Annotated in this window: 18 protein-coding genes; 6 read left to right on the forward strand and 12 right to left on the reverse strand. The window is 34.5% G+C overall.

Annotated elements, in window-relative coordinates; genetic code table 11:
* Positions 1 to 14 precede the first annotated feature (14 nt).
* The 6 genes from cysQ to gnd all read left to right on the forward strand — a co-directional run bounded on the left by cysQ (position 15) and on the right by gnd (position 5,416).
* Positions 15 to 824: a 3'(2'),5'-bisphosphate nucleotidase CysQ gene (gene cysQ, locus EV697_RS07920; RefSeq protein ID WP_132024416.1), complete on the forward strand. Its 810-nt coding sequence runs from the start codon at positions 15 to 17 to the stop codon at positions 822 to 824.
* A 97-nt stretch (positions 825 to 921) separates the two neighbouring features.
* Entirely contained in the window at positions 922 to 2,412 is a 1,491-nt protein-coding gene (gene zwf / locus EV697_RS07925) for a glucose-6-phosphate dehydrogenase (protein WP_176672802.1), read from the forward strand.
* Between the two features lie 20 nt (positions 2,413 to 2,432).
* Entirely contained in the window at positions 2,433 to 3,131 is a 699-nt protein-coding gene (gene pgl, locus EV697_RS07930) for a 6-phosphogluconolactonase (protein WP_132024418.1), read from the forward strand.
* A 42-nt stretch (positions 3,132 to 3,173) separates the two neighbouring features.
* Entirely contained in the window at positions 3,174 to 3,578 is a 405-nt protein-coding gene (locus EV697_RS07935; protein ID WP_132024420.1) for a nucleotidyltransferase substrate binding protein, read from the forward strand.
* Entirely contained in the window at positions 3,578 to 3,883 is a 306-nt protein-coding gene (locus EV697_RS07940; protein WP_132024422.1) for a nucleotidyltransferase family protein, read from the forward strand. Before EV697_RS07935 ends, EV697_RS07940 begins: the two co-directional genes overlap by 1 nt.
* A 78-nt stretch (positions 3,884 to 3,961) precedes the next feature.
* Positions 3,962 to 5,416, forward strand: coding sequence for a decarboxylating NADP(+)-dependent phosphogluconate dehydrogenase (gene gnd / locus EV697_RS07945; protein ID WP_132024424.1), 1,455 nt, complete (start codon positions 3,962 to 3,964; stop codon positions 5,414 to 5,416).
* A gap of 62 nt (positions 5,417 to 5,478) precedes the next feature.
* Here the strand turns inward: gnd and asd are convergent, their stop codons facing one another.
* From asd to EV697_RS08005, 12 genes are all read right to left on the reverse strand, one after another.
* Positions 5,479 to 6,594 (reverse strand): aspartate-semialdehyde dehydrogenase, encoded by a 1,116-nt coding sequence (gene asd / locus EV697_RS07950; protein ID WP_132024426.1) that lies wholly within the window; start codon positions 6,592 to 6,594, stop codon positions 5,479 to 5,481.
* A gap of 126 nt (positions 6,595 to 6,720) precedes the next feature.
* Positions 6,721 to 7,656 carry a permease-like cell division protein FtsX gene (gene ftsX / locus EV697_RS07955; protein ID WP_132024428.1) on the reverse strand — a complete coding sequence of 312 codons (936 nt, stop codon included), beginning with the start codon at positions 7,654 to 7,656 and terminating at the stop codon, positions 6,721 to 6,723.
* 13 nt (positions 7,657 to 7,669) lie between these two features.
* Positions 7,670 to 8,320: a cell division ATP-binding protein FtsE gene (ftsE, locus tag EV697_RS07960; protein WP_132024430.1), complete on the reverse strand. Its 651-nt coding sequence runs from the start codon at positions 8,318 to 8,320 to the stop codon at positions 7,670 to 7,672.
* A gap of 38 nt (positions 8,321 to 8,358) precedes the next feature.
* Positions 8,359 to 9,510 carry a tRNA 2-thiouridine(34) synthase MnmA gene (gene mnmA, locus EV697_RS07965; RefSeq protein WP_132024432.1) on the reverse strand — a complete coding sequence of 384 codons (1,152 nt, stop codon included), beginning with the start codon at positions 9,508 to 9,510 and terminating at the stop codon, positions 8,359 to 8,361.
* 88 nt (positions 9,511 to 9,598) lie between these two features.
* Positions 9,599 to 9,682 carry a tautomerase family protein gene (locus EV697_RS10100; RefSeq protein ID WP_418883961.1) on the reverse strand — a complete coding sequence of 28 codons (84 nt, stop codon included), beginning with the start codon at positions 9,680 to 9,682 and terminating at the stop codon, positions 9,599 to 9,601.
* 91 nt (positions 9,683 to 9,773) lie between these two features.
* Complete coding sequence (gene nqrM, locus EV697_RS07975; protein ID WP_132024434.1) at positions 9,774 to 10,028, reverse strand: (Na+)-NQR maturation NqrM; 255 nt, start codon at positions 10,026 to 10,028, stop codon at positions 9,774 to 9,776.
* Between the two features lie 10 nt (positions 10,029 to 10,038).
* Positions 10,039 to 11,103 carry an FAD:protein FMN transferase gene (locus tag EV697_RS07980; RefSeq protein WP_132024436.1) on the reverse strand — a complete coding sequence of 355 codons (1,065 nt, stop codon included), beginning with the start codon at positions 11,101 to 11,103 and terminating at the stop codon, positions 10,039 to 10,041.
* Between the two features lie 103 nt (positions 11,104 to 11,206).
* Positions 11,207 to 12,430, reverse strand: a complete 1,224-nt coding sequence (gene nqrF / locus EV697_RS07985; RefSeq protein ID WP_132024438.1) for an NADH:ubiquinone reductase (Na(+)-transporting) subunit F — start codon at positions 12,428 to 12,430, stop codon at positions 11,207 to 11,209.
* A gap of 15 nt (positions 12,431 to 12,445) precedes the next feature.
* Positions 12,446 to 13,042 carry an NADH:ubiquinone reductase (Na(+)-transporting) subunit E gene (gene nqrE / locus EV697_RS07990; RefSeq protein WP_132024440.1) on the reverse strand — a complete coding sequence of 199 codons (597 nt, stop codon included), beginning with the start codon at positions 13,040 to 13,042 and terminating at the stop codon, positions 12,446 to 12,448.
* A 3-nt stretch (positions 13,043 to 13,045) separates the two neighbouring features.
* Positions 13,046 to 13,669, reverse strand: a complete 624-nt coding sequence (locus tag EV697_RS07995) for an NADH:ubiquinone reductase (Na(+)-transporting) subunit D (protein WP_132024442.1) — start codon at positions 13,667 to 13,669, stop codon at positions 13,046 to 13,048.
* Positions 13,669 to 14,445, reverse strand: a complete 777-nt coding sequence (locus tag EV697_RS08000; RefSeq protein ID WP_132024444.1) for a Na(+)-translocating NADH-quinone reductase subunit C — start codon at positions 14,443 to 14,445, stop codon at positions 13,669 to 13,671. The genes EV697_RS07995 and EV697_RS08000 overlap by 1 nt, the downstream gene beginning before the upstream one ends.
* Positions 14,438 to 15,676, reverse strand: coding sequence for an NADH:ubiquinone reductase (Na(+)-transporting) subunit B (locus EV697_RS08005; protein WP_132024446.1), 1,239 nt, complete (start codon positions 15,674 to 15,676; stop codon positions 14,438 to 14,440). The genes EV697_RS08000 and EV697_RS08005 overlap by 8 nt, the downstream gene beginning before the upstream one ends.

The raw sequence follows: 15,676 nt of genomic DNA on the forward strand, positions 1-15,676 counted from the left end.
CTAAGGAAAACACCGTGCTTTTAAGTCAATCACTTCTTCAATCTGTACTCAACATAACATTACAAGCAGGTGAATATCTTAAAGAATTTTATAAACAAGATATTAATATTTATATTAAATCAGATAAAACTCCCGTTACTAATGCGGATCTTTTTCTTCATCAGTTTATTATTGAACAACTTAATAAATTAACGCCTAATATTCCCGTTTTATCAGAGGAAAGTTGTAATCTTCCACTATCCGAACGATTAACTTGGGATGCTTACTGGTTAATAGATCCACTTGATGGTACACAACAATTTATTAATAAAACGGATCAATTTTCTATCATCATAAGCTTAGTACAAAACCATATACCAACCTTAGGTGTAATCCATTCTCCTATTTTAAAACAAACTTATTATGCTATGAAAAACTACGGTGCACATAAACTCGTAAATAATAAAGAGATTCAATTACATCCTAAGACACTATCTGAAGCTTCACCAATAAAAATTAGTATTGGTAGTATAGGCACAAAAAATCAACTGCAAAAATTATTAAATCCTAATCAAGCATATGAATTCAAAATTTATGGCTCAAGTAGCTTAAAAACAACATTAGTTGCAAATGGTGATGCAGATTGTTATATCCGATTAGGAAAAACAGGAGAATGGGATACTGCTGCCGCTGAAATATTACTCTCCGAAATAGGTGGTGCAATCTATGATTTACAATTTCAACCATTAACCTATAATCAACGAGAGACACTGATTAATCCAGATTTTATAATGGTCATAGATAATAAATTTGATTGGAGAACAATATTCAATACAAAATCATAAATAACTGTTAATTCAATTTATTAAACCTATTAGCTATTCACTATTTATCAAAATATGATATAAATACTTTAATAAAAATAAAGGACATAAACACAACATGAATATAAATGCCGAAAATAACTGTATCGTCATCTTTGGTGCTTCTGGCGATTTAACTTATAGAAAACTCATTCCAGCACTTTACAATCTCTATAAAATTGGACGATTAACTGAAAATTTTTCAGTATTAGGGGTTTCACGAACAGAATTAACAGATGACGATTTTCGCCAAAAAATGCGACTTGCACTCATTGAATTTGAAGGTGCAGAAGGCGAAAAGCTAGATAATTTTTGTCAACACTTGTACTACATTGCGATTAATACTTCAGATGCACTAGAATATGGTAAACTTGTTCCCCGTTTAGATGAGTTACATGATAAATATCAAACAGGTGGAAATACATTATATTACCTATCTACTCCACCAAGCCTATATGGCATTATTCCCGAATGTTTAGCTGCTCATGGACTAAATACCGAAGAATTTGGTTGGAAACGAATTATTGTTGAAAAACCATTTGGTTACGATATGAAAACAGCAAAAGCACTTGATACACAAATTCATCGCTTTTTTGAAGAACACCAAATTTACCGTATTGACCATTATTTAGGTAAAGAAACTGTACAAAATTTGCTTGTCTTACGCTTCTCCAATGGACTATTTGAACCATTATGGAACCGTAACTTTATTGATTATGTGGAAATCACTGGTGCTGAACAACTGGGTGTAGAGAAACGAGGTGGCTATTATGATGGCTCTGGTGCTATGCGTGATATGTTCCAAAATCATTTGTTGCAAGTTCTCGCAATGGTCGCAATGGAGCCGCCTGCAATTATAAATGCTGACTCAATGCGTGATGAGGTTGCAAAAGTATTACATAGCTTACACCCATTAAGTGATGATGATTTGGAACATAATCTTGTGCTAGGTCAATACACAAGTTCAATTATTGACGATAAAAAAGTTAATGGTTACCTTGAAGAAGTTGGCGTGCCAGCAGGCTCAACAACTGAAACCTATATGGCATTACGTTGTGAAATTGACAACTGGCGTTGGGCTGGTGTGCCTTTTTATGTGAGAACAGGTAAACGCTTACCCACTCGTGTAACTGAAATTGTTATCCATTTCAAAACTACCCCACACCCAGTTTTTAGCCAAAAAGCCCCTGAGAATAAATTAATTATTCGTATTCAACCAGATGAGGGGATTTCAATGCGATTTGGTTTGAAAAAACCAGGTGCTGGATTTGAAGCAAAAGAAGTTTCGATGGACTTTAGATATGCAGATCTCGCCTCACCAAGTGTTCTTACAGCTTATGATCGCTTACTTCTAGATGCTATAAAAGGCGATGCAACTTTATTTGCTCGCACTGATGCAGTGCATGCTTGTTGGAAATTCGTACAACCTATCATTGATTATAAAGCAGAAAATAATCGTATTTATGAATACGAAGCAGGCACTTGGGGACCAACTCAAGCAGATAAATTGATCGCCAGAACAGGACGTGTTTGGCGTAAACCTAGTGGTTGTATGAAGAAAAAAGTATAACCTAAAAATTAAGGAATAAAATGAAAACCATTATTTTTGAAAATGCCCAAAGTGCGGTAGAAAAAATAGCAGAAGAGCTTCAAGATTATAGCGAACAAGGTCGCCCTGTGCATATATCCCTATCGGGAGGTAGCACCCCAAAATTATTATTTAAAACCCTCGCTCAAGCACCACATAATACAGCAATTCAATGGGAAAACTTGCATTTTTGGTGGGGCGACGATCGTATGGTTCCGCCACAAGATCCAGAAAGTAACTATGGTGAAGTGCAAAAGCTACTATTTGATCACATTAATATTCCTGCTGAAAATATTCATCGTATTCGTGGTGAAGCGGATCCACAGAGTGAATTAAAACGTTTCCAAGAAGAAATAAGTGCGGTCATTTCTGATCAAGTTTTTGACTGGATTATTTTAGGTATGGGAACCGATGGACATACCGCTTCATTGTTCCCAAATCAAACTAATTTTGATGATCCTAATTTGGCAGTGATAGCTAAACACCCAGAAACAGGACAAATTCGTATCTCAAAAACTGCTAAACTCATTGAGAAAGCAAAACGTATTACTTATCTAGTAACAGGCGAAAGTAAAGCAAAAATTTTACAAGAAATTGCAACAACAGATGCAAAAGACTTGCCTTATCCTGCTGCTAAAATTAAGGCAAAAAATGGGGTTACAGAATGGTATTTGGATAAGGATGCAGCAAGATTATTATAAAGTGCGGTTGTTTTTCAATACGTTTTATTTAGTGGAGAAAGAATGACTAATTTCAGTGTTTTACCGTTACAAAATATCGTTAATCGATTAGATGAAGGTTTAATTCGTTATCAACAAAATATTAATGATTTACAAATTCGTGATGGTTTAATTCAACGTTTTGAATTTACTTATGAAATTAGTCATAAAATATTAAAACGTTATTTAGAATATATTTCGCCAAATCCTGAAATATACGATCAAATGAATTTTCAAGATTTAATTCGTTCAGCCAATGAATATGGTTTATTAATGGGAAATTGGACTGATTGGAAACAGTATCGAGATATGCGAAGCCGTACTAGCCATACTTATGATGAAGAGACTGCTATTATGGTAGTGAGTGGTATTCCAAAATTTTTGTTAGAAGTTAAACATTTAGTTAAAGTATTACAGGAACGTTTATAATGGGACTAAACCTTACAAACGAAGAACTGAAAATTGTGCAAAATATTCTTCAAAAATTTGTACCGCACTTTACTATTTGGGCATTTGGTTCAAGAATAAAGGCACAATCTAAACCTTATTCTGACTTAGATTTAGCAATTATTACCAATACCCCATTAGATTTAGCGACACATGCTGATTTAGTGAATGCTTTTTCTGAAAGTGATTTACCTTGGAAAGTAGATATTATAGATTGGGCAACAACTTCATCAGAATTTAAGGAAATTATTTTACAAGACTATATTGTGATACAAAATAAAACTTAACTAATAAGTATTTAATTAAGGTGGAATAGAACCGTAATTATATAAAAGATTTATAAAAATTAACAACAGGAGAAAAATATGTCAACAAAAGGCGATATTGGTGTTATCGGATTAGCGGTAATGGGACAGAACTTAATTTTAAATATGAACGATAACGGATTTAAAGTTGTCGCTTATAACCGTACCACCTCAAAAGTGGATGAATTTTTGGCGGGTCCTGCAAAAGATACTAATATTATTGGAGCTTACTCATTAGAAGAACTTGCTAATAAATTAGAAAAACCGCGTAAAGTAATGTTAATGGTGCGTGCAGGTGAAGTGGTAGATAAATTTATTGACTCATTACTACCGCACTTAGAAGAAGGCGATATTATTATTGATGGTGGTAACTCAAACTATCCAGATACTAATCGCCGTGTAAAAGCATTAGCTGAAAAAGGGATTCGTTTTGTCGGTACTGGCGTATCTGGTGGAGAAGAAGGAGCAAGACACGGACCTTCAATTATGCCGGGTGGAAACGAAGAGGCGTGGCAATATGTAAAACCAATTTTACAAGCTATTTCCGCAAAAACAGATAAAGGCGAGCCTTGTTGTGATTGGGTTGGAAAAGAAGGATCAGGGCATTTTGTAAAAATGGTACACAATGGTATCGAATATGGTGATATGCAATTAATCTGTGAAGCTTATCAATTCTTAAAAGATGGTTTAGGGTTAAACTACGATGAAATGCAAGCTATTTTCCAAGAATGGAAAAAAACGGAACTTGATAGCTATTTAATTGATATTACGACAGATATTCTAGGTCATAAAGATACGGATGGTCAGCCATTAGTGGAAAAAATCCTTGATACCGCTGGTCAAAAAGGTACAGGTAAATGGACAGGAATTAATGCCTTAGATTTTGGTATTCCATTAACATTAATTACTGAATCTGTTTTTGCTCGTTGCGTATCTTCCTTCAAAGATCAACGTGTTGAAGCCTCAAAATTATTCAATAAGACTATTGGAAAAATAGAAGGAGATAAAAAATCTTGGATTGAAGCTGTGCGTAAAGCATTACTTGCTTCAAAAATTATCTCTTATGCACAAGGTTTTATGTTAATACGTGAAGCATCAGAAAACTTTGGTTGGGATATTAACTACGGAGCAACAGCATTATTATGGCGTGAAGGTTGTATTATTCGTAGCCGTTTCTTAGGTAATATTCGTGACGCTTATGAAGCCAATCCTGATTTGATTTTCTTAGGCTCAGATCCTTATTTCAAAGATATCTTAGAAAATGCATTAGGCGAATGGCGTAAAGTGGTAGCAAAATCTATTGAGGTGGGTATTCCAATGCCTTGTATGGCATCTGCAATTACCTTCTTAGATGGTTATACTTCTGAGCGTGTTCCTGCAAACTTATTGCAAGCACAACGTGATTACTTTGGTGCTCATACTTATGAGCGTACAGATAAACCACGTGGCGAATTTTTCCATACTAACTGGACTGGTCGTGGCGGTAATACGGCATCAACAACTTACGATGTTTAATTAGATTTAAATTCATCTAAAAAAATGCGGTCAATTTTGACCGCATTTTTGATATCAATATGTTAATTAACAAGCTGTTTTAGAATTCGGCGAACAGGCTCAGCAGCCCCCCACAATAATTGGTCACCAACAGTGAAAGCAGCAAGATATTCAGGTCCCATTGCAAGTTTCCGCAAACGCCCAACTGGTACAGATAATGTGCCTGTTACTTTAGCTGGTGTAAGCTCTCTTAATGTAGTTTCTTTATCATTAGGGATTACTTTTACCCATTCATTATGACTTGCAAGAATTTGTTCAATTTCCTCTAATGGTAAATCTTTTTTCAATTTGATGGTAAATGCTTGGCTATGACAACGTAATGCTCCGATACGCACACATAATCCATCAACCGGAATAGGGTTATCACTTAATCCTAAAATTTTATTTGTTTCAGCATAGCCTTTCCATTCTTCTTTTGTTTGCCCTGTTTCTGGGAGCAATTTATCAATCCAAGGAATTAAGCTACCGCCTAATGCTGCACCAAAATTATCTGTTGGAAAATCACTAGCACGCATTCTTGCTGTAACTTTACGTTCAATATCTAAAATAGAAGAAGCAGGATCAGCAAGTTCCGCTTTAACAGAATCTTCCAATTCACCCATTTGTGAAAGAAGCTCACGCATATTTTTAGCACCAGCACCAGAAGCGGCTTGATAAGTAGCAACAGAGATCCATTCCACAAGATTTTTTTCAAATAATCCACCTAATGCCATTAACATTAAACTTACAGTACAATTTCCACCTACATAAGTTTTAATGCCATTTTTTAAGCCATCAGTAATCACATTTTGATTGACAGGATCCAAAACAATAATAGCGTCTTTTTCCATACGCAACGCCGATGCTGCATCGACCCAATAGCCATTCCAACCTGTTGCTTTTAATTTTGGATAGACTTCATTTGTGTAATCGCCGCCTTGACAAGTTACAATAATATCTAACTTTTGTAACTCTTCAATATCAAAGGCATTTTTAAGATTACCCGCTTCTTTTCCTGTAAAAACAGGGGCTTTTTGTCCTGCTTGAGAAGTGGTAAAAAAGATAGGATTGATATTTGCAAAGTCATTTTCTTGAACCATACGATCCATTAATACTGAGCCAACCATTCCACGCCAACCAATAAAACCGACATTTTTCATTTTAATTTTCCTTAATTTTTGATGTTGTGTTTTAATAAAATTTAAAGCTTAATTAATTACAGAATCTACAAATAAAATCAAGTATTTTATAAAAAAAATATCGCTTTCGGGAAAGTTAAAGAAAAATCAATTTTTCTTTTCTAAAATCCTAATATATTTATTAGCAGAAATCCAAGCCGAAACATATCCCATTAATGAACAAACAATCATTAAGAAAAAGAGTTCACTAATTCTTATTCCTTGCCACTGAAATGTTACTGAGAATAAATCAGTCACATATTGAATAGCATTTTTAAAATAAAGAATAATTGCGGCACTAAATATACAAGCAAACAGCCCCCCTAAGATGCCGTAAATAATACCAGTATATAGAAACGGTCTTAAAACAAACTGATCGGTAGCACCTAATAATTTAGAAACTTCTATATTAGCTCGCTTACTATAAATATCGGCACTAATACTATTACTTATAATAAGAAATACTGATAAAAACATCAAAATAGTACCTAAAATAGTGATCTGAGCCACCAGCCAAGAAAGTGCGGTAAATTTTCCAAATAAAGAATTGTCTAAATGAACTTCCTGAATACCTTTAATACTATTTAATTTTCTTCTCAATTCATCACGCTTTTCATGTTGATTATAATCAGTGGTTGGTTTAACAGTAACAACTGCAGGTAAGGGATTATCATCTAAAATATCCAATCCATCAGAAAAACCAGACCAATTACGAAACTCATTTAAACTTTGTTGGCGAGAAATATAATTCAAACTTTCAACGCCATCTTGATCTCGAATTTTATCTACGACAAGATTAGCATCGCTTTCTGATAAATTTTTATGTAAATAAACTGTTATCTCAGCATCTGGATAAAAGGAAAGACTAGTATTATTAATATTTTTCCAAAACAAATAGCCGACAGTAGGAATAGTTAGTGATACAGAAATGACAAATACGGTAAGTAATGTTGTATATTTTTTATGAAATAAATCATTTAAAACACTTTTTAAACTATAAATAAATTGTACCAAAAATGAAGCATAAACAGGGCGAGAACTCATAAAATTTCCTTAGCTAACGTAAATAACCATTTTCAAGCATAAGACAAGGTTTTGGTTTTTGTTGAATAATACTAATATTGTGAGTAGCAATTAAAACAGTCATACCAAATTGATTAAAACTTTCAAAAAGACTAAATATATCTAATGAGAGCGCATCATCTAGATTTCCCGTTGGTTCATCCGCAAGTAACAACTGTGGTTTATGTACAATCGCTCTTGCTATATCAACACGTTGCTGTTCTCCCCCTGAAAGATAGCTTGGAAGATGTTTAGCTCGCTCTCTCAACCCTACTCGTTCCAAAGCAGCTAACGCCCTAACATCTGCTTCTTTTGGATGTATTCCAGCAATAATCAAAGGTAAAGCAACATTTTCTATAATAGATTTATCTGGAAGTAATCGGTAATCTTGATGAACCATACCAATTTGGCGTCGTAAAAAAGGAATTTCATATCTTGATAACCGAGTAATATCATGCCCATTAAACCAAATCCGCCCACCGTTCGCTCTTTCCATTCCCATAATGAGCTTTAATAAGGTACTTTTACCAGCGCCTGAATGACCAATTAAATACGTCATACTTCCAACGGGCAAATGAAAATTTAATCCTTGTAATGCTGGCTTACCACCAAGATATGCCTTACTAACATTCTCAAAACGTATCATCTTTTAATTTACTCTTTATCCATAGTAAACAAAATTAATTACTTAATTTGTTTTTCAATAATTCCACCACCAAGGCATACATCGTCTAAATAAAAAACGGCAGACTGTCCAGGCGTAACAGCAATTTGTGGTTCATCAAACCGCACTTCAATGCAATCATTATTAATTGGTATAACTTCACAAGGAATATCAGTTTGTCGATAACGCGTTTTTACTGTACAACGAAAAGGCGATAGAATAACTTTACGATCTACCCAATGTAATTGTTGAGCAATTAAACCGGATGATAATAATGCGGAATTATCTAATCCTTGTGCAACTACAAGCACATTATTTATCAGATCTTTTTCAACTACATACCACGCATTCTCATCTTTACCTTTTACGCCACCAATACCAAGCCCTTTACGCTGTCCTAAAGTATGATACATTAAACCTTGATGGCGACCGATAACTTCACCTTCGGTTGTTTTAATATCACCCGGTTGAGCGGGTAAAAAACGAGCAAGAAAATCTTTAAATTTACGCTCACCAATAAAACAAATACCTGTGGAATCTTTTTTCTTCGCTGTTGCTAACCCAAGATCTTCTGCTATCGATCGGACAACCGATTTTTCAATATTACCAACAGGAAATAAACTTTGTGCGACTTGCTCTTTACTTAACGTATAAAGAAAATAGCTTTGATCTTTATTATTATCTAAACCTCTAAGCAATTGGGTTTCGTTATTAATATCTCGACGACGAACATAATGCCCCGTTGCAATATAATCAGCCCCTAAATCTTCTGCGGCATATTCTAAGAAAGCTTTAAACTTAATTTCTTTATTACACAAAATATCAGGATTTGGCGTACGCCCAGCTTTATATTCTGCAAGAAAAAGTTCAAATACATTATCCCAATATTCTGCTGCAAAATTAATTTTATGTAGCTTGATATTAAGCTTATCACACACCGCTTGTGCATCAGCTAAGTCAACTGCTGCTGTGCAATAATCGGTATCATCATCTTCTTCCCAATTCTTCATAAAAAGCCCTTCTACTTGATAGCCTTGTTGCTGAAGAATAAAGGCAGAAACTGATGAATCAACACCACCAGACATACCACAAATCACTTTTTTTTGTGAATTTGCTAGTAATTGTTCTTCTGTCAATTCAGGAAAATATTGTTTATAAGTTTTTGAAATCATTATTATCTACTATACTATTAATAAAGTGCGGTCATTTTTTACAACGTTTTATCGTAAATTACTTTTTAGATTTTTCAATCGCAGTCTTTCAAGCAATTCCCCAGTTATCCATATTTACCTCGTCAGTTACAACAACGGTAATTTCCGGATTTTTATTAAGAACACGAGCCAATAATTTGGTAAGTCCTTAGGATAAGCTCTACGTTCTATTTTTGTGCAGAAGCTTCTAAACTATTAGTCAATTTAATATGACATAAAGCATTTTATTTCACTTCATAAAAATCAGATTTTTTCTGAGTAAACTTTTCTTCAAACTCTTTCTGAGCTTTTTCATCGCCCACATCAAGCTTAGCTTGTAAATTATCACAAGGTACTTCACAATCGCACATTTTCTCCATACCTAATGCGGAGATTCCTCCACAACTTCCTGTAATTGACTTTCTCTTAATAATGTAGCCAAGAGACATACCCAAAATGACTAATATAAAAAGTCCAAATGTGATTAAAAATAACTGCATAATTATATCCTTAGTTAATTTCTGTTAATTTTTTAAAGGCGGACGACATTTTAGCTTCAAACCCTTTATCTGTTTTAATAATCAAATAAACTGCCAAATTATTTTTTTCAGCGACTTCTAATGCTCTATCTTCACCTAAAACAAATAATCCTGTTGATAACCCATCTGCTGTCATAGAAGAAGAGGACAACACCGTTATTGATGCCAAATGATGTTGAATTGGTCTTCCTGTTTTTGGATCAATCTCATGAGAAAAACGCTGACCATTATCTTCAAAATAATTTCGATAATCTCCTGATGTCGCCATTGCAAAATTATCTAAACCAATTACTTTATCAACCGCTCGAGAACCATCAAAAGTAGGTTTTTCAATAGCAATTTGCCAAAATTTATTTTCTTGATTTTTACCTTTCGCACGAATCTCACCGCCTATTTCAACAAGATAATCATTTGATCCTATTTTTTCTAAATAATCCGCCACTTGATCAACACCAAAACCTTTTGCAATAGACGAAAGATCAACATAAAGTTCTGGTACACTTTTCTGTAAGTAATTCTTTTCATCATGATTGATAACTTTTAGCTTATCAATACCAACCCAAGCACGTCGTTCATTAATTTGTATCTCGGTTGGTTCCTTTTCAATTCTTTTTTCTGGACCAAATCCCCATAAATTCACCAAAGGTCCAACGGTGACATCTAATGCGCCTTCAGTAATTTTATTAAGGCGAACCGCCTCTGCTACAACTTTGCTTAAATCTTTTGATACTTCTATTGGTGTATCAATCTGTTTATTCTTATTAAATAAGCTGAGTTCCGATGTAGCAATATAAGTAGACATTTTTTGATTCACGTCTTTTAAAATTATTTCAATTTGCTTATGAACATCTTCTGATGATAACTTAATTTGTTTACTACCAATATATTTAACATGGTAAGTGGTACCCATTGTCTTGCCACTTAGTCCAACAACCTCTCGACTATGAAAAGTGTTAAATAAAAAAATACTTACTAATCCAACAAATACTATTATTCCTAAAAAAAGGGCTTTTAATTTTCTGTTTATTCTTTCCATAAGTGCGGTATCTTTTTTACAATTTTTTATAAATTTATCGCTTCTATAAAGGGTTAAAGCGGTCAGAAAACTGACCGCTCTTTTTTATACTACCTTGAAGATATCAACCACCGAAATCATCTAGTAAGATGTTTTCATCTTCAACACCAAGATCTTTTAACATCTTGATAACTGAAGCATTCATTATTGGCGGTCCACACATATAGTATTCACAATCTTCTGGAGCCTCATGATTTTTCAAATAATTTTCATAAAGGACATTGTGAATGAATCCTGTGTATCCATCCCAATTATCATCTGGTTGCGGATCTGAAAGTGCGACGTGCCATTCAAAGTTTTCATTTTCTTTAGCTAGCATATCGAAATCTTCTACATAGAACATTTCACGTACAGAACGAGCCCCGTACCAGAATGTCATTTTACGTTTAGATTTTAAACGTTTTAATTGGTCAAAGATATGTGAACGCATTGGTGCCATACCTGCTCCACCACCGATAAAGACCATTTCGGCATCAGTATCTTTAGCGAAAAATTCACCAAATGGACCTGAAATAGTGACTTTATCACCCGGTTTTAATGACCAAATATAAGACGACATTTGACCTGGTGGTACATCTGGATTACGCGGAGGAGGCGTTGCAATACGTACGTTTAACATAATAATACCCTTTTCTTCTGGATAAGAAGCCATAGAGTAAGCACGAATGATATGCTCATCAACTTTAGATACATAACGCCATAAATCAAATTTATCCCAATCCTCATGATATTCTTTTGGAATATCAAAATCTTTATAATTTACTGTATGAGGATCTGCTTCAATTTGAATATATCCACCTGCACGGAATGGTACGTCTTCACCATCAGGAATGGCTAATTTCAATTCCTTAATGAAGGTTGCTTTATTATCATTAGAGATAACCGTACAATTCCATTTTTTTACACCGAATACTTCTTCAGGCAATTCAACTTTCATATTACTTTTCACGTTAACTTGGCAAGATAAACGATAACCTTCCTTCGCCTCACGTTTAGAAATATGAGAAAGTTCTGTTGGTAGAATATCTCCACCACCTTCAGTAACTTTTACGATACATTGTCCGCAAGAGCCACCGCCACCACAAGCAGAAGATACGAAGATACCTTTACTTGCTAATGCACCTAATAATTTACCACCAGCAGGTAATGTAATTGCCTTGCTAGCATCATTATTAATATCAATAGTAATGTCACCCGAATTTACCAATTTAGATTTAGCAAATAAAATAATTATTGCTAAAGCTAAAACGATTACGGTAAACATTGCTATACCAAGAGCTATTTCCATTTAAGTATCCCCTTATTACAACTGAATGCCTGAAAATGACATAAAGCCAAGTGCCATTAGACCTACTGTGATAAATGTAATACCTAAACCACGAAGACCTGCTGGAATATCTGCATATTTCATTTTTTCAGTTAAACCTGCTAGAGCAACAATTGCTAACATCCAACCTGTACCTGCACCAACGCCATACACAACTGATTCAGTAAAGTTATAATCACGTTGAACCATGAAAGACACCCCACCAAAAATCGCACAGTTTACAGTAATTAATGGTAAGAAAATTCCTAATGCGTTATAAAGTGCAGGGAAATATTTATCTAATACCATTTCAAGAATCTGAACTAAAGCAGCAATAACACCGATGAAAGTAATGAAGTTTAAGAAACTTAAATCAACACCTGCAGCTAAAGCACCATCTTTTAGGATTAAAGAATAAACAAGTTGGTTTACAGGTACTGAAATACCTAAAACAACGATTACGGCAATACCAAGACCAAATGCAGTAGATACTTTTTTAGAAACAGCTAAAAATGTACACATTCCTAAAAAGAATGAAAGAGCCATATTTTCGATAAATATTGATTTAACGAAAAGGCTAATATAATGTTCCATAAATTATTTCTCCACCTGTTCTGGTTTGAAGGTTCTTATTCCCCAAATAACAAAACCAATAATAAAGAATGCACTTGGAGCAAGAAGGAATAAACCATTTGTTTGATACCAACCACCATCTTGGATAGTTTGGAAAATAGTCATACCAAATAATTTACCTGATCCAATTAACTCACGAATAAATGCAACAGTTAAAAGAATTGCACCATAACCCAATCCATTACCAATACCATCAACAAAACTTTCTAATGGTTCAGATTTCATTGCAAATGCTTCTGCTCGTCCCATAACAATACAGTTTGTAATAATTAGTCCCACAAAAACTGAAAGTTGTTTTGATAAGCCATAAGCATAAGCTCGTAAAATTTGGTCAACTAGAATTACTAATGAAGCAATAATAGCCATTTGTACAATAATACGAATACTATTTGGAATATAGTTACGAATAATCGAAATAAATAAGTTAGATAATGCAACAACAAAAGTTACCGCAATAGTCATTACTATTGCTGTCTCAAGTTTCGTTGTTACCGCCAACGCAGAACAAATACCTAAAATTTGTAATGCTATCGGGTTATTATCAACTACCGGTGATAATAATAACTTTTTGATATTTGAATTAGCCATTAGTTAGCCCCCGCTTTAAGTTTTGCTAAATATGGACCAAAACCATTAGCTCCAAACCAATAATTAAAGGTACCTTGAACACCATTAGATGTTAAAGTCGCACCTGAAAGGCTATCAATACCATGTTCAGTATCAATAGAAGCACCTTTACCTACACGAATAGCAGCTTCACCTTGCTCATTAAGTAATTTTTTACCTACAAAATTAGCTTGCCATTTAGGGTTTTCGATTTCACCACCTAATCCCGGTGTTTCACCATGCTCATAATAAGTAATACCTTTAAGAGTATTACCGTCCGGCTCAACAGAAACAAAACCATACATTACAGACCATAAACCTGTTCCATAAATAGGTAGAACAATCTGTTCAACCGATCCAGATTTATCTTTTACCAAATAAACTTCTGCAAGTTTAGCTCTTTCACGCAAGCCAGCTTTATCCTGTTCTGGTGCGATTTTTTGATTTTGTTTAGGATCTTTTGCTGCCACTTTAGCATCAAAATTTGCTGGACAGTCTGCATAATCACCTGTTGCTAATTCAACACAACGAGCTTCAATATTTTGTTTAAAAATATCTTTAACTTGACTGTTTTTAGTCCCTTCAGCTAATAATCCTGCAACACTCAAAATATTTTTTTGTTTATCAAGTTGCTTTTGCTCTTCTTGCGTTGGTTTTAATAAAACTGCTGAACCAGCAACAATGATAGAACAAGCTAAACTTAATAGAACAACAACTGAAATTGTTCCACCAATACTATCTTTATTAAATTTAGCCATTGCGTGTTCTCCGACGTTTAATGTTTGCTTGAACGACTATATAATCGAATAACGGTGCAAATAAGTTAGCAAATAAAATCGCTAACATCATACCTTCAGGGTAAGCTGGATTTGCAACACGAATAATGACACACATCGTTCCGATTAATGCACCATACCACCATTTACCTGTGTTGGTAAATGAAGCTGATACAGGATCGGTTGCCATAAATAACATACCTAAAGCGAAACCACCCAAAACTAAATGCCAATGCCATGGCATTGCAAATAACGGATTTGTAGCTGAACCGATCATATTAAATAATGTTGATGTGATTATCATACCAATCATCACGCCAGCAATAATGCGCCAAGAAGCAATTCTCGCAAACACAATAATCGCGGCACCAATTAGTAATGCTAATGTAGAAACTTCACCAATGGATCCTGGAATATTACCTAAAAAAGCATCCATCCATTTAATCGGTTCACCAGTAACCACATGTTTTAATCCAGCTTCACCACCAGTTGCCCATTGTGAAAGTGCGGTAGCACCAGAAAAGCCATCAGCAGCGGTCCAAACAAGATCCCCAGAAATTTGAGCTGGATAAGCAAAGAATAAAAATGCACGACCAGCTAATGCAGGGTTCATAAAGTTTTTACCTACGCCACCAAAGACTTCTTTTGCAACAACAACACCAAAGGTTGTGGCTAAAGCGGCTTGCCATAATGGTAACGTTGGTGGAACAACTAAAGCTAATAGAATAGAGGTAACAAAGAAGCCTTCATTAATTTCATGCTTACGTACCATTGCAAATAGTACTTCCCAAAATCCACCGACTAAAAATACCGTTAAATAGATAGGTAAAAAGAATATTCCCCCTAAAACCATTTTAGCGATAACACCAGCATCAGGTGAAAGCACACCAAGTAAATTAGCCAATGCAAAATGCCAATTAACATCAATATTTTGTGCTACATTTTGAGCAAAATCTCCCATGCTTAATGCAAGAATAGATTGAGCTCCAACATTATACATTCCATAAAACATTGCTGGGAACAATGCTAACCACACAAGTACCATCATACGTTTTGAATCCAACGCATCACGAACATGTGAAGACTTGCTTGTTACCGTACCTGGTGTATATAAAAAAGTTGCGGTTGCTTCATATAAAGCATACCATTTTTCATATTTACCACCAGGTAAAAATGCAGGCTCCATTTTCTCTAAAAGATGTTTTAAACCCAT

Origin of the sequence: Bisgaardia hudsonensis, assembly GCF_004345785.1 — a bacterium.
Taxonomy (GTDB): Bacteria; Pseudomonadota; Gammaproteobacteria; order Enterobacterales; family Pasteurellaceae; genus Bisgaardia; species Bisgaardia hudsonensis.

Coding starts and splice junctions, on each gene's coding strand:
- EV697_RS07980 (WP_132024436.1), bottom strand. CDS start 11,103: ATGGAAAGAATAAACAGAAAATTAAAAGCCCTTTTTTTAGGAATAATA.
- EV697_RS08000 (WP_132024444.1), bottom strand. CDS start 14,445: ATGGCTAAATTTAATAAAGATAGTATTGGTGGAACAATTTCAGTTGTT.
- nqrF (WP_132024438.1), bottom strand. CDS start 12,430: ATGGAAATAGCTCTTGGTATAGCAATGTTTACCGTAATCGTTTTAGCT.
- ftsE (WP_132024430.1), bottom strand. CDS start 8,320: ATGATACGTTTTGAGAATGTTAGTAAGGCATATCTTGGTGGTAAGCCA.
- EV697_RS08005 (WP_132024446.1), bottom strand. CDS start 15,676: ATGGGTTTAAAACATCTTTTAGAGAAAATGGAGCCTGCATTTTTACCT.
- nqrE (WP_132024440.1), bottom strand. CDS start 13,042: ATGGAACATTATATTAGCCTTTTCGTTAAATCAATATTTATCGAAAAT.
- ftsX (WP_132024428.1), bottom strand. CDS start 7,656: ATGAGTTCTCGCCCTGTTTATGCTTCATTTTTGGTACAATTTATTTAT.
- zwf (WP_176672802.1), top strand. CDS start 922: ATGAATATAAATGCCGAAAATAACTGTATCGTCATCTTTGGTGCTTCT.
- mnmA (WP_132024432.1), bottom strand. CDS start 9,510: ATGATTTCAAAAACTTATAAACAATATTTTCCTGAATTGACAGAAGAA.
- EV697_RS07940 (WP_132024422.1), top strand. CDS start 3,578: ATGGGACTAAACCTTACAAACGAAGAACTGAAAATTGTGCAAAATATT.
- gnd (WP_132024424.1), top strand. CDS start 3,962: ATGTCAACAAAAGGCGATATTGGTGTTATCGGATTAGCGGTAATGGGA.
- asd (WP_132024426.1), bottom strand. CDS start 6,594: ATGAAAAATGTCGGTTTTATTGGTTGGCGTGGAATGGTTGGCTCAGTA.
- EV697_RS07995 (WP_132024442.1), bottom strand. CDS start 13,669: ATGGCTAATTCAAATATCAAAAAGTTATTATTATCACCGGTAGTTGAT.
- pgl (WP_132024418.1), top strand. CDS start 2,433: ATGAAAACCATTATTTTTGAAAATGCCCAAAGTGCGGTAGAAAAAATA.
- EV697_RS07935 (WP_132024420.1), top strand. CDS start 3,174: ATGACTAATTTCAGTGTTTTACCGTTACAAAATATCGTTAATCGATTA.
- nqrM (WP_132024434.1), bottom strand. CDS start 10,028: ATGCAGTTATTTTTAATCACATTTGGACTTTTTATATTAGTCATTTTG.